The 13,075-nt window shown below is 71.9% G+C and carries 11 protein-coding genes; 5 read left to right on the top strand and 6 right to left on the bottom strand.

Features of this window, described 5'->3' with window-relative positions:
* The 3 genes from TSO221_RS29415 to TSO221_RS29405 form a co-directional block, all read left to right on the top strand.
* The coding region (locus TSO221_RS29415) for an HlyD family type I secretion periplasmic adaptor subunit (protein WP_199229677.1) at positions 1 to 1,414 on the top strand (1,414 nt) is incomplete at its 5' end.
* A gap of 124 nt (positions 1,415 to 1,538) precedes the next feature.
* A complete protein-coding gene (locus tag TSO221_RS29410; RefSeq protein WP_247878320.1) occupies positions 1,539 to 2,969 on the top strand; it encodes a mannose-1-phosphate guanylyltransferase/mannose-6-phosphate isomerase in 1,431 nt (476 codons plus the stop codon).
* An 86-nt stretch (positions 2,970 to 3,055) separates the two neighbouring features.
* Positions 3,056 to 4,267 carry a glycosyltransferase gene (locus TSO221_RS29405; RefSeq protein ID WP_109122066.1) on the top strand — a complete coding sequence of 404 codons (1,212 nt, stop codon included), beginning with the start codon at positions 3,056 to 3,058 and terminating at the stop codon, positions 4,265 to 4,267.
* A gap of 25 nt (positions 4,268 to 4,292) precedes the next feature.
* Here the strand turns inward: TSO221_RS29405 and TSO221_RS29400 are convergent, their stop codons facing one another.
* The 6 genes from TSO221_RS29400 to rfbC form a co-directional block, all read right to left on the bottom strand.
* Positions 4,293 to 5,972: a tetratricopeptide repeat protein gene (locus TSO221_RS29400; protein WP_158284247.1), complete on the bottom strand. Its 1,680-nt coding sequence runs from the start codon at positions 5,970 to 5,972 to the stop codon at positions 4,293 to 4,295.
* Positions 5,973 to 6,001: 29 nt separating this feature from the next.
* Positions 6,002 to 7,225, bottom strand: coding sequence for a glycosyltransferase (locus TSO221_RS29395; protein ID WP_109122064.1), 1,224 nt, complete (start codon positions 7,223 to 7,225; stop codon positions 6,002 to 6,004).
* A gap of 11 nt (positions 7,226 to 7,236) precedes the next feature.
* Positions 7,237 to 8,109 carry a glucose-1-phosphate thymidylyltransferase RfbA gene (gene rfbA, locus TSO221_RS29390; RefSeq protein ID WP_199229676.1) on the bottom strand — a complete coding sequence of 291 codons (873 nt, stop codon included), beginning with the start codon at positions 8,107 to 8,109 and terminating at the stop codon, positions 7,237 to 7,239.
* A gap of 2 nt (positions 8,110 to 8,111) precedes the next feature.
* Entirely contained in the window at positions 8,112 to 9,017 is a 906-nt protein-coding gene (locus TSO221_RS29385) for a ParB/RepB/Spo0J family partition protein (protein ID WP_109122062.1), read from the bottom strand.
* Positions 9,010 to 9,960: an AAA family ATPase gene (locus tag TSO221_RS29380; RefSeq protein WP_109122061.1), complete on the bottom strand. Its 951-nt coding sequence runs from the start codon at positions 9,958 to 9,960 to the stop codon at positions 9,010 to 9,012. The genes TSO221_RS29385 and TSO221_RS29380 overlap by 8 nt, the downstream gene beginning before the upstream one ends.
* Positions 9,961 to 10,217: 257 nt before the next feature.
* A complete protein-coding gene (gene rfbC, locus TSO221_RS29375; protein WP_109122060.1) occupies positions 10,218 to 10,790 on the bottom strand; it encodes a dTDP-4-dehydrorhamnose 3,5-epimerase in 573 nt (190 codons plus the stop codon).
* Between the two features lie 234 nt (positions 10,791 to 11,024).
* Here rfbC and gmd point away from each other — a divergent pair, with 234 nt between their 5' ends.
* Together gmd and TSO221_RS29365 are read left to right on the top strand one after the other, a co-directional pair.
* On the top strand, positions 11,025 to 12,074 hold the full coding sequence (gene gmd / locus TSO221_RS29370; protein WP_109122059.1) for a GDP-mannose 4,6-dehydratase: 1,050 nt from the start codon (positions 11,025 to 11,027) through the stop codon (positions 12,072 to 12,074).
* Entirely contained in the window at positions 12,071 to 13,048 is a 978-nt protein-coding gene (locus tag TSO221_RS29365) for a GDP-mannose 4,6-dehydratase (protein ID WP_109122058.1), read from the top strand. Before gmd ends, TSO221_RS29365 begins: the two co-directional genes overlap by 4 nt.
* Positions 13,049 to 13,075: the final 27 nt, after the last annotated feature.

Here is a 13,075-nt window from a genome sequence, read left to right as displayed (position 1 = left end):
CCCCCTCCCCTCCCCCGCCGGCCGCCCCACGCCGGCGCCGGTTGCCCGCCCCGCCCCCCGCACGGCGGAGGAGATCGACTTCCTGCCGGCGGCGCTGGAGATCCTGGAGCGCCCCCCCTCCCCCACCGCGCGGCTGTTCTCGGCCGCCGTCATGGCGCTGTTCGCGGCCGCGCTGGCGTGGTCGTGGTTCGGGCAGGTCGACATGGTGGCGGTCGCCCAGGGCCGCGTAGTGCCGAGCGGCCGGACCAAGACCGTGCAGCCCATGGAGATCGGGCTGGTGCGCGCCATCCACGTCGAGGACGGCCGCAAGGTGAAGGCCGGCGACCTGCTGATCGAGCTGGACCCGACGGCGCCGGCTGCCGAGCGCGACCGGCTGGCCGCCGAGCTGCTGGCGGTGCGCACCGAGATCGCCCGCCTCATGGCAGTGCTCGGCGCCGCCGACGACCCGCTGGCCGCCTTCGCGCCACCGGCGGGCGCCCCGGCGGGGCTGGTGCAGATGCACCGCCAGCTGCTGGCCAGCCAGCTGGCCGAGCAGCGCGCCAAGCTGTCCGGCGTCGAGCGCGAGCTGGCCCGGCGCGAGGCCGACCGCGCCACCGTGCTGCAGACCATGACCAAGCTGACCACGACGCTGCCGATGATCCGCGAGCGGGCGGAGGCGTTGCGCGTGCTGTCGGCGCAGGGCACCACCTCGCGCTTCCAGTACCTCCAGCTGCAGCAAGACCTGGTCGAGCACGAGCAGGAAGTGCTGGTGCAGAAGACCCGCCTGACCGAGGTCGAGGCGGCGATGGCCGCGGCGGTCGAGCAGCGCCGGCAGGCCGAGGCCGAGTTCCGCCGCGCCCGCTACACCGAGCTGACCGCCGCCGAGCAGAAGGCCGCCGACCTCACCCAGGAGCTGGCCAAGGCCGGGCAGCGCCTGGCGCAGACCCGCCTGACCGCGCCGGTCGACGGCACGGTGCAGCAGCTCGCCGTGCACACGGTGGGCGGCGTGGTGACGCCGGCGCAGCCGCTGCTGGTGATCGTGCCCGAGGACAGCCAGATCGAGGTCGAGGCCTTCATCGCCAACAAGGACATCGGCTTCGTCGCCGTCGGCCAGCCGGTCGAGGTGAAGATCGACACCTTCACCTTCACCCGCTACGGGCTGGTGCCGGGCCGCGTCGCCTCGGTGTCCGGCGACGTGGTGCAGCGCGACGACAAGGCCGCGGCGGGCGACAAGAAGGACGACGCGCGGACGGGCTCGGTCTATTCGGCGCGCGTCGCGCTGGAGCGCACCAGCCTGGAGGTCGAGGGCCGCAGCACCGCGCTGGCGCCCGGCATGGCGGTGACGGCGGAGATCAAGACGGGCCAGCGCCGCATCCTCGACTACCTGCTCTCGCCGCTCTCCCGCCACGTCCAGGAGGCGCTGCGCGAACGGTAGGGACAGGCGGCGGGGCATCGGGGGAGGCTTTCCGCCGGGGCCGGACAACAAGATTGCGTTTGCCGAAATGCCGTGCCATGCAGTCGTCCGCTGGGCAAGTCACCTGGAGGGCACTGTGGAAAGCCTGACCCGCTCGAACGCCACCATCATTCCCGTCGTGCTGTCCGGCGGTTCCGGGTCGCGCCTGTGGCCCATGTCGCGGGAGACGTACCCGAAGCAGCTCCTGCCCCTGTGCTCGGAGCGCTCCATGCTGCAGGAGACGGTGCAGCGCGTGGTCGATCCGGCGCGCTTCGCCGCCCCCATCGTGATCGCCAACCAGGAGCACCGCTTCGTCATCGCCGAGCAGCTCCGCGCGCTGGCCACCACGCCGGGGGCGCTGGTGCTGGAGCCGGTCGGGCGCAACACCGCCGCCGCCTGCGCGGTGGCCGCCCTGCTGGCGCAGCGCAGCGACCCCGACGCCCTGATCCTGGTGCTGCCGGCCGACCATCTGGTGCAGAACCGGGATGCCTTCCGCGCGGCGGTCGACGCGGCGGCGGCGGCGGCGGCGCGCGGCTACCTGGTCACCTTCGGCATCGCGCCGACCGCGCCGGAGACCGGGTACGGCTACATCCGCCGCGGCGAGGCGCTGTCCGGCCTGCCCGGCACCCACCGGGTCGCCGAGTTCGCCGAGAAGCCGGCCCGCGAGACGGCGGAGCGCTTCGTCGCCGGCGGCGAGCACTTCTGGAACAGCGGCATGTTCCTCTTCCCCGCCGGCCGGCTGATCGAGGAGATGGAGCGCCACGCGCCGGAGGTGCTGGCGGCCTCGCGCAAGGCGCTGGACGAGGGCGCCAGGGACCTCGACTTCTTCCGCCTGGACACCGAGGCCTTCGCCGCGGCGCCGTCGATCTCCATCGACTACGCGGTCATGGAGCGCACCGACGCCGCCGCCGTCGTGCCCTGCGACCTCGGCTGGACCGACGTCGGGTCGTGGTCGGCCCTGTGGGAGGTCGGCGCCAAGGACACGGCCGGCAACGTGCAGATCGGCGATGTCCTGATCGAGGATTCGCGCAACTGCTACGTCCGCTCCGAGGACCAGCTGACCGCGGTGGTCGGCCTGGACGAGGCGGTGGTGGTGGTCACCGACGACGCCGTCCTGGTGGCCAGCCGCGACCGCGCCCAGGAGGTCAAGGCGGTGGTCGAGCGGCTGAAGCAGAGCAACCGGCCGGAACGGCTGGTGCACCGCTCCGTCCACCGCCCGTGGGGCAGCTTCCAGGGCCTGCTGTCGGGCGAGCGCTTCCAGGTCAAGCGCCTGTGCGTCAAGCCGGGCGCCCGGCTGTCGTTGCAGAAGCACTACCACCGCGCCGAGCACTGGGTCGTCGTCAAGGGCACCGCCCTGGTCACCCGCGGCGAGGAGCAGGTGCACGTCTACGAGAACCAGTCGATCTACATTCCCATGGGCACGCTGCACCGCCTGGAGAACCCGGGCAAGGTGATGCTGGAGGTCATCGAGGTGCAGTCCGGCTCCTACCTGGGCGAGGACGACATCGTCCGCTTCGAGGACACCTACGGCCGCTGATTCCGGCGGCCGCTGATCCCGGCGACCGCTGACCCCTGGCGGGACCGGCCGGCGCCGGTCCCGCGCCGCCCCTTCCGGCCCCGCCCGTGACCGACATCGACACCGCCGCGCTCCGCCACACCGCCTTCCGGGCGCACGTCGCCGGCGACACCGCCGGGGCGGAGCGCCTGTACCGCCGGCTGCTCGCCGCCGTGCCGGCGGACGCGGTGGTCTTGCACCACCTGGGCCTCATCCTCGGCGCCGCCGGCCGGCACGACCTCGCCCGGCCGCTGCTGCGGCGCTCGCTGCGGCTGCTGCCGGACGACGCGGCCTTCCACTTCAACACCGGCCTGATGCTGCGCACCGACGGCCGCGAGGACGAGGCCCTGCCCTGCTTCCGGCGGGCGGCGGTGCTGTCCCCCGGCCTCGCCGCGGCGCACCACCAGATCGGCCAGATCCTCCAGGACCGCGGCGAGTACGCCGCCGCCAGCCGCCACCTGTCGCCGCCGCGACGGCTACCTGGAGTTGAAGACGTCGGTGCCGAGATCGTCGCCTACAACCGGGTCTTCCACACCGGCGAGGACGCCCGGGAGGCTCCCCGGCACTGGCCGGACCCGCCGTTGGTGAGCATCGTCATCCCCTGCTACAACTACGGCGAATTCGTGCGCGAGGCGGTGGAATCCTGCTTGGCGCAGACCTATCCCAACCTGGAGGTCGTGCTGGTCGAGGGCGGCTCCACCGACGGCGCGACGCCGGCGGTGGTGCGGTCGATCAACCACCCGCGGGTGCGCACGGCGTACCGCTGGCCGCGCCGCAAGGTGGGCGACAACCGCAACTTCGGGTTGGGGCTAGCGCGCGGCGAGTACGTCTGCTGCCTGGACGCCGACGACCGGCTCGACCCGCAGTACATCGAGAAGGCGCTGTTCCTGATCACACGCTTCGGCTACGACCTGGTCGGCGCCTGCGTGCGGATCTTCGGCGACGACACCGGGCTGCGCCGCTTCCTGCGGCGGCCGGAGCTGGCCGACTTCCTGCTCACCAACCAGATGCCCACCCCGGGCGTGCACCGGCGCGCGCTGTGGGAGGCGAGCGGCGGCTTCTACGACTTCGACAGCGCCGAGGGCTACGTCTACGAGGACTGGAACTACTGGGTGCGGCTGGCCGCCATGGGGGCCAGCGCGTTCAACATCACCTGGGAGCCGCTGATCCTCTACCGCGACCATGGGCGCGAGCGCATCACCCGCAAGACCACCATCCTGCCGTTCGAGGCGCAGCAGGCGGCGATCCGCGCCCACAACGCCGACGTCCTGCCGGGCTGAGGCAGGGCGGCCCCCTCCCCTTCCGCTATGCCCGCTGCGGATCCCGCCGCCAGAGGCCGAAGGCGCGGCCAACCTCGACGAGGACGGAAGGCCAGTCGCCCGGCCGCGGCTGCCGGAAGAGCTTGGCCGATGGGTACCAGGGGCTGCGGGTCCGGTCGAACTCCCAGCGGATCTCGGCCTCTACGGGGAGCAGGACCCAGGTCTCGACGCCGAGCGCGCCGGCCATATGCGCGGTGGTGTTGTCAATGGTGATTACGAGGTCGCAGGCGGCCACCCGGGCGGTCCAGTCGTCCAGGTCCTGGCCGGGGCCGCTTTCGCCGGCATCGGCGATGGGCACGCCGGTCCGGTCCGCCGCGGCGGCGAGCGCCGCCGCGTGGTCCCCATACTGCAGGCTCACCAGCGACGGTCCGCCGGCTCCAGCGGCCAGCGCGTCGGCGAGGTCCTGCAGGGACACGCACCGGGTTTCCGACGCGACGGTGTGCCAGGACAGGCCGACGATCGGCTGTCCGGCGGTCCCGAGCCGGCTCCGCCAATCGGCGACCATTGTGGGATCGGCGGTCAGGAAGCTCGCCCGGTCCGGGAAGCTGGCGGGCGTCCGGCGCAGGATGGCGGGCAGGCCGCCGAGCGCGATGCGGCGGTCGGCCGCGAGGGACGCCGTCGCCGTGGCCGGGACAACCGTTGCGCCGGGGAAGGAGCGGGCGAACAGGCGGGCGAGCCGGGGATTGCACGCGAGCGTGACGCGGACGGGGCGGGTGATCACGTCGGGCAGGCAGGAGGCGAACAGGATCTCGTCGCCGAGCCCCTCTTCGCCGGTCACGAGCAGGTGGCTGCCGGAAGCATCCTCCCCTTCCCACAGGGGAAGCCGGAGCAGTGATCCCGGCAAGCCGGGATCGTAGGGGCGCGTGGCGTTCCAGGAGTGCCACCACTCCTCGTAGCGGCCGATGCGGATCTCGGCGAAGCGGAGCCGGGAGCGGATGGTGTCCTCGTCCGGACGGAGCGCCGCCGCCCGGTGGAACGCGCCGTGCGCGGCGATGACGTCTCCGTCTCGGGTCAGCTGATCGCCGAGCGCGACCCAGGCGTCGGCAAGATCGGGCTGCAAGGCGAGTGCGCGCCGGAGCGGACCGATGGCGCCCTCCTCCCAGGCGGTCAGCAGCGCCAGGCCCAGCGTGTGGTGGAACGCGGCGTTGTGCGGCGCCAGCCGGGCGGCACGGCGCAGAGGTGCCGGCGCGTCGCCGTGCCGCCCGGCCACGCTCGCCAGTTCTCCCAAATGGGCATGCAGCTCGGGGCGCTCCGGGCTGAGCGCGGTCATCACCCGCGCGAGGGCCGCCGCGGCGTCCAGCTCCCATCGCGCCGTGTGCAGACGCAACAGCGCCGCCAAGGCCCGCGGATCGCCCGGCGCAAGGGCGTTCACCCGCCGGTACCCCGCCAGCGCCGCGTCGGCGCGGCCGTCGACCTCGTCCAAATCGGCCAGGTTGCTCCAAACGCCGGCATGGTCCGGGGCGGCGGCTAGGGCAGCGCGCAGGAGTGCGGCGGCTACCCCCGGCCGGCCGCTGCGTCGGGCCGCCAACCCCTTGATCATCAGCGCGTCGGGATGAAGTGGCGCCAGCGCCAGGACGCGGTCGCACAGACCGGAAGCCGTTGCGAAATCGCCGGCGGCGTGGGACCGGGCGGCCAGCGCCAGAAGGGCGTTCGGGTCGCCGGTCACGCGCCTCCCCCAATCCGGAGGGATGCCGCTCATGAGGCGCCGGCCGGCAGGAGGCCGAAGGCCGGCGCGCCGATGGACAGCACACGGGCGCAGAAGGCGCGCACCGCGCCGGGGGTAGCAAGCCACACCGCGCGCAGCGGGTTCGGCCCCTGCGCCGCCTGCGGCGCCAGCGCACCGGCGTGGCGCTCGATGAAGCGGTCCGCATACCGTCGCCACACCGTGTCCATGCGGCCGGTCGACCGGTGCACCATCCACAGGTCCGGGCAGGCGGCCACCCGCAGGCCGGCGCGGTGCGCGCGGAAGGTGAAATCCATGTCGTAGAGGTGGAAGCCGTCGAAGGTGGCGGCGTCGAAGCCGACGGCCTCCACCGCCGCGCGCCGTCCGGCCAGGAACAGCCCGTCCAGCGCCTGGGCGCCGGGCACCGCGGCGGCCGGGGCTCCGTAGACCTCGACCCGGAAAGGGTTCGGGCCGCGGGCGGCGTGCACCACGATGCCGTGCTGGTGCGGCCAGCCCGAGTACAGCCAGGACGCCCCGGCCATCCGCGTGGTGCCGACCGGTCCGACGATGTCGAAGCGCTCCAGATGGGCGCGTAGCCGAGCGGCGAAGTCGGGGGTCAGGATCTTGATGTCGTCGTGGCAGAACACGAGGATGTCGCCGCGGCTGCGCGCCAAGCCGTGGGCGTAGCCCTCGCACAGCGAGCGGGCGTCGTGGATGCCGATGATCTCGTGCTCGCAGCCGGCCAGCACGGCCGTCAGGTTGGCGGAGACGGCGGCGAACTTCGCGGGATCGATGCTGCACACCACGACCGAGACGCTGGCGCCGGCCATCGCGGTGACGGGGGGGGCGGTGACGGGCGGGGCAGGCGGGACGTCGGTGCCGGTCACGGTCTGCGCCAGCGTGTGCAGCAGCAGCAGGCGCAGCGCGTGGTCGTCGGGGGCTGCGCCCAGGCGGCGGACCAGCTCGGCGGCGACGGCGTCGGGCGGGCCCAGGGAGGCGACGGCGAGGGCGAGGTTGTGGTGCAGGCCGGGCAGGGTGGGGTCGCGGTTGGCGGCGTTGGCGATGCGCAGCACCGCCTCGGCGGCCCGCCCCGACTGCCGCGCCGCCACGCCCGACAGGTGCAGGGCGCCGGCGTTGCCCGGCTCCTGCGCCAGCACCTGGGCGTAGAGGGCGGCGGCCTCCTCCAGCCGGCCCTGCTGGTGCAGTGCCACCGCCCGGCCGAGCCGGGCGGCGGCCGTCTCGCCGCCGTCGGTCATCGTGGGGCCGGTCAGATCTCGCCGGCGGCGACGCGCAGCAGGTAGCGGCCGTACTCCGACTTGCGCAGCGGCCCGGCCAGCGTCTCCAGGTCGGTGGCGGTGATGAAGCCGGCGCGGAAGGCGATCTCCTCCGGGCAGGCGACCTTCAGGCCCTGGCGCTGCTCCACCGTCTGCACGAAGTGGGTCGCCGCGACCAGGCTGTCGTGCGTGCCGGTGTCGAGCCAGGCGTAGCCACGGCTCAGGCGCTCGACCTTCAGCGTGCCCATCTCGATGTAGGCGCGGTTGACGTCGGTGATCTCCAGCTCGCCGCGCGCCGAGGGGCGGATGGACTTGGCGATGTCGATCACCTGGTTGTCGTAGAAGTACAAGCCGGTCACCGCGACGTTGGAGCGCGGCTGCGCCGGCTTCTCCTCGATGCTGACCGGGCGGCCATTGGCGTCGAACTCCACCACGCCGTAGCGCTCGGGGTCGCTGACCGTGTAGCCGAAGACGGTCGCCCCGCCCTCCTGCGCCGCCGCGCTCTTCAGGCGCCGCTCCAGGCCCTGGCCGAAGAAGATGTTGTCGCCGAGGATCAGGCAGGAGGAATCGCCGCCGATGAATTCGCGGCCGATCAGGAACGCCTGCGCCAGGCCCGCCGGCTCGGGCTGCACCGCGTAGCTGAGGTTGATGCCCCACTGGCTGCCGTCGCGCAGCAGCGCCTTGAACAGCGCCTGGTCCTGCGGCGTGGTGATGATCAGGATGTCGCGCAGGCCGGCCAGCATCAGCACCGACAGCGGGTAGTAGATCATCGGCTTGTCGTAGACGGGCAGCAGCTGCTTGCTGACGACGTGGGTGACGGGGTAGAGGCGGGTGCCCGAGCCGCCGGCGAGAATGATGCCCTTCATGATCAACCTTCCAAAATGCGGTCGATGACGGCCGCGTAGTCGTCGAGGCGCGCGCGCAGCGCCCTCAGCCGTTCATAGTCCTTGGCCCGCAGCGCCGGCCGTTCCGCCTCCAGCGCGGCCAGCCCGCTGTCCAGGCCGCTCTGCACCTTGGGCAGGGCGGCGATGAAGCGGGCCGGCGACACCGCCGGACGCCCCTGCCCGCCCGTCTCCTCTTCCGCGACGCCGCGGCGCTGCGCGCGGGCCGTGCGCGCGGTCAGCGCGCCGGCCTTGGCGCGCTTCCAGGCGGCGGCCTGCGCGGCCGGGTCCATGCGGGCGATCTCCAGCAGCAGCGCCTTCGGCGTGTCGCTGTGTGACGTCACACAGTCCAGCCGGATCTCCGGCTTCAGGCGCAGCAGGGTCAGCGTGGTGTTGACCTCGGTGCGCGAGCGGCCGAGCAGGGTGCCCGCCTGCTCCTGGCTGTAGGCGTGGCGGTCGATCAGGCGCTGGATGCCCTCGGCCTCTTCGACCGGCGACAGGTTGACGCGCTGCAGGTTCTCGATCAGCGCGATCTGGTCGAGGTCGGCGTCGTCGGACAGGATGTGCGCGGCGATGGTGCTGAAGCCGGCCAGCGCCGAGGCGCGCCAGCGCCGCTCGCCGGCTACCAGCAGGTAGCGCCTGCGCTCGCTCGGGTGCGGCTTGACCAGGATCGGGGCGAGCTGGCCGACCGAGCGCAGGGAGTCGGCGAGCTGCTGCAGCTCCGCCTCGTCGAAGTGGCGGCGCGGCTGCTCGGGGTTGGGCTCGACGTCGGCGAGCCGCAGCGACACCGTCTCGCGCAGGTGCTCGTCGCCGCCGAACAGCAGGTCGCCGGCCCCCTGCAGGCCGCGGGCGAGCGAGTCCGACGCCCCCGCCTTGCGCCAGTTCTTAGCCATGTGCGATCTCCCCGGCGAGCGTGCGGTAGGCGCTGATGGAATGGCTCTTCGGCAGCACCCGGATCGGCAGGTCGCCGGCGTAGGTCGCCTGGTCCACCTCGGTGGAGCGCGGGATCGGGTCGAAGATGCGCGCCTTGCCGGCGATCAGGGTGTGCAGGTCGGTCAGCACCTGCTGCTCGACCGCGTAGCTGCGGTTGAACATGGTCGGCAGGATGCCGAGGATGTCCAGCTCCGGGTTCTGCCGGCGCCGTATGCGGACGATGGTGTCGAGGATCAGCGGGATGCCGCGCACGTCGTAGCGGCTGGCCCGCGTCGGGATCAGCACCTGGTCGGCGGCGATCAGCGCGGTGACCGTGATCAGCGCCAGCTCGGGCGGGCAGTCGATCAGCACCACGTCGTAGTCGTGCTGCACCTCCTCCAGCCGCTCGCGCAGCACGAAGCGGCCGTTGTCGGGGTCGAGCAGGATCTTGATCTGCGCTTCCGCCAGCGCGATGGTGCAGGGCAGGACATCGAAATGCTCGCGCCGCACGATGGCGTCGCGGATCGGCGTCTGGCCGAACAGCACGTCCTCCAGCCCGCGCTTCTCGTCCTGCACGGCGATCGGGTCGATGCCCGAGCCCTCGGTGGCGGTGGCCTGCTGGTCGGCGTCCACCACCAGGACCCGCTTGCCGAGTTCGCCGAGCGCGTAGGCGAGGTTGAGGGTGGTGGTGGTCTTGCCCACCCCCCCCTTCTGGTTGGCGACGGCGATCACGCGGGCCACGCGGCGGCCCTCCTCTTCCAGGAAATCGGCCACCTTGGCCGGGATGCGCTCGGCGCCCGATTCCCAGCGGCTGATGGTGGCGTTGTCGTACTTGCGGCCGAGACGGCCATTGAGCCAGTGCGCGAAGTCCGCCTGGCTCTTGCCCAGGCGGTCGCGGAACTCACGGAGCGCATCGGGGACCATGCGGGCTCTCGACGGGTGGCGGGGGCGGCGGCACGGACGGCTGCCGCGGCCGAGACTTGGCTCAAGGACGCCCGCCTTGTCAAGGACGGTGGCGGGACCGTGAGTGTGACGTCACACAGGTGCCGCGCCGACCCCCGGATTTCCCTAGATCGGATCTCGATCCGATCTGGACCGCGACTGCGGTCCCGGGCGCACGTGCGCCCGAAGCCCGGCCGGCGTGTGAGGCCATATGAGTCTAAAGCGGATCGAAATCCGCTTTAGAGAATCGGGCCCGCGAGGGTGAAGCGCGGCGGCAGGTCGGCCAGGCGCGGCTGCACGCGGTCCTTGTCGGAGACGTTGGCGGACGCCGCGTCGACCGGCCAGGCGATGCCCAGGTCGGGGTCGTTCCACAGGATGCCCTCGTCGTGCTTGGGGGCGTAGTAGGTGGTGACCTTGTAGATCACCTCGGTGTCCTCCCGCAGCGTGCAGTAGCCGTGCGCGAAGCCGACCGGCACCAGGATCTGGTTCCACGCGTCGGCCGAGATCTCCACCGCAACGTGGCGCCCAAAGGTCGGCGAGTCCCGCCGGATGTCCACCGCGACGTCGAGGACGGCGCCGCGCACCACGCGCAGCAGCTTGGCCTGCGCCCAGGCCCCGGTCTGGAAGTGCAGGCCGCGCACCGTGCCGCGGGTGGCCGAGAAGGCGTGGTTGTCCTGCACGAAGTCGAGGTCGAACCCGAGCTCCTCCATGGTCCGGCGGCTGTAGGTCTCCGAGAAGAACCCGCGGGCGTCGCCGTGGCGCTTGGGCTTGAAGATGACGACGTCGGGGATGTCGAGCCGTTCGACGATCATGTCCGCTGCTCTCCGGTCTGGGCGAGTGGGGTCTGGCAGGATAGGGCCGGGTGGAATGGCCGGACCCGTCTATCATCCGGTGTGACGCGCGGCAAGCCGCCGCTGCCGGGGCGAAGCGGCATGGCACGCCTTTCCTTTTCCGGACTGCCGCGATAGGGTGGGGCCCCGCGCGGCCCGCCCGTGCTCCGCCACATTGGCTGATCCGCACCAGTCCGAATGACTCTCGAGGAAGGTATGTCCAAAGTTGCCCTGATCACCGGCATCACCGGCCAAGACGGCGCTTACCTGGCCGAACTCCTGCTCGGCAAAGGCTACGAGGTGCATGGCGTGAAGCGCCGGTCCTCCTCGTTCAACACGGGCCGCGTGGAGCACCTCTACCAGGATCCGCACGAGAGCGGCGTGCGCTTCCGCATGCACTACGGCGACCTGACCGACGCCACCAACCTGATCCGCCTGGTGCAGGAGATCCAGCCGACCGAGATCTACAACCTCGCGGCCCAGAGCCACGTGCAGGTCAGCTTCGAGACGCCGGAATACACGGCGAACTCCGACGCGCTCGGCACGCTGCGCATCCTCGAGGCGATCCGCATCCTGAAGATGGAGAAGTCGGTCCGCTTCTATCAGGCCTCCACGTCCGAGCTGTACGGCAAGGTCCAGGAAGTGCCGCAGAGCGAGAAGACCCCCTTCTACCCGCGCAGCCCCTACGCGGTGGCCAAGCTGTACGCCTACTGGATCACGGTGAACTACCGCGAGGCCTACGGCATCCACAGCTCCAACGGCATCCTGTTCAACCACGAGAGCCCGATCCGCGGCGAGACCTTCGTGACCCGCAAGATCACCCGCGCGGTGGCGGCGATCGAGACCGGGCAGCAGGAGACGCTGTACCTCGGCAACCTGGACGCCAAGCGCGACTGGGGCCACGCCCGCGACTACGTCGAGGGCATGTGGCGCATCCTTCAGCAGCCGGAGCCGGACGACTACGTGCTGGCCACCGGCGAGACCTATGCGGTGCGCGAGTTCGTCGAGCTGGCCTTCGCCGAGGTGGGCAAGCGCATCGCCTGGAAGGGCGAGGGCGTGGACGAGACCGGCATCGACGAGGCGACCGGCAAGGTGCTGGTGCGCGTCGACCCCGCCTACTTCCGCCCGACCGAGGTCGATCTGCTGATCGGCAACCCGGCCAAGGCGCGCGAGAAGCTCGGCTGGACGCACACCACCCCGTTCCGCGAGCTGGTGCGCGAGATGGTGCAGGCCGACCTCGAGGCCTTCCGGAGAAAGGCCGGATGACCGGCTCCGGCAAACGCGCCCTGATCTTCGGCGTTTCGGGACAGGACGGGGCTTGGCTCGCCAAGCTCCTCCTCGACCACGGGTACGAGGTGCACGGCTCGTCGCGCGACCGCGACGCCGTGTCCTTCGGCAACCTGCAGCGCCTGGGCATCCTCGACCAAGTGCACCTGCATTCGGCGGCGCCGGTGGATTTCCGCAGCGTCGCGGCGCTGCTCGAGGCTGTGAATCCGACTGAAGTTTACAACCTTTCCGCGCAGTCGTCGGTCTCGCTGTCGTTCGAGCAGCCGCTGGAGACGCTGAACAGCATCGTCATCGGCACCGTCAACATCTTGGAGGCCATGCGCTTCCTGAACTCCGGCGCGCGCTTCTACAACGCGGCCTCCAGCGAGTGCTTCGGCGACACCGCCGTTCCCGCCGCCGAGGGCACGCCCTTCCATCCCAAGAGCCCCTACGGCACCAGCAAGGCGGCGGCCTACTGGGCGGTGGCCAACTACCGCGACGCCTACGGCATGTTCGCCTGCTCGGGCATCCTGTTCAACCACGAGTCCCACCTGCGCCCGGCCCGCTACGTCTCGCAGAAGATCGTGCGCGGCGCCGCCGACATCGCCGACGGCCGCGCCCGCACGCTGCACCTCGGCCGGCTCGACATCGTGCGGGACTGGGGCTGGGCGCCGGAATACGTCGACGCCATGCGCCGCATGCTGAGCCACGACCGGCCGGAGGACTTCGTCATCGCCACCGGCGAGGCGCACACGCTGGAAGACTTCGTGGACCGCGTCTTCGCCGGCTTCGGCCTGAACTGGCGCGACCGGGTGGAGGTCGACAGCAGCCTCTACCGCCCCTCCGAGATCGCCTTCAGCGTCGGCAACCCGGACAAGGCCCGGCGCGAGCTGGGCTGGGAAGCCACCCACCGCCTCGACCGGCTGGTCGAGGAGCTGGTCCGGCGCGAGCAGGAGCGTCGCCGGGCGGACTAGCCGGGCTTGGTCGGCGACGCGACACCA

This window comes from Azospirillum sp. TSO22-1 (genome assembly GCF_003116015.1).
Taxonomy (GTDB): Bacteria; Pseudomonadota; Alphaproteobacteria; order Azospirillales; family Azospirillaceae; genus Azospirillum.
Note: the sequence above shows the minus strand (reverse complement) of the source record. Positions and strands in the feature narration are given on the sequence as shown.

Bases quoted from the DNA above. Each gene is read 5' to 3' on its own strand.
- TSO221_RS29395 (WP_109122064.1), bottom strand. From the start codon at position 7,225: ATGACCGACGGCGGCGAGACGGCCGCCGCCCGGCTCGGCCGGGCGGTG.
- rfbA (WP_199229676.1), bottom strand. From the start codon at position 8,109: ATGAAGGGCATCATTCTCGCCGGCGGCTCGGGCACCCGCCTCTACCCC.
- TSO221_RS29385 (WP_109122062.1), bottom strand. From the start codon at position 9,017: ATGGCTAAGAACTGGCGCAAGGCGGGGGCGTCGGACTCGCTCGCCCGC.
- TSO221_RS29380 (WP_109122061.1), bottom strand. From the start codon at position 9,960: ATGGTCCCCGATGCGCTCCGTGAGTTCCGCGACCGCCTGGGCAAGAGC.
- rfbC (WP_109122060.1), bottom strand. From the start codon at position 10,790: ATGATCGTCGAACGGCTCGACATCCCCGACGTCGTCATCTTCAAGCCC.
- gmd (WP_109122059.1), top strand. From the start codon at position 11,025: ATGTCCAAAGTTGCCCTGATCACCGGCATCACCGGCCAAGACGGCGCT.
- TSO221_RS29365 (WP_109122058.1), top strand. From the start codon at position 12,071: ATGACCGGCTCCGGCAAACGCGCCCTGATCTTCGGCGTTTCGGGACAG.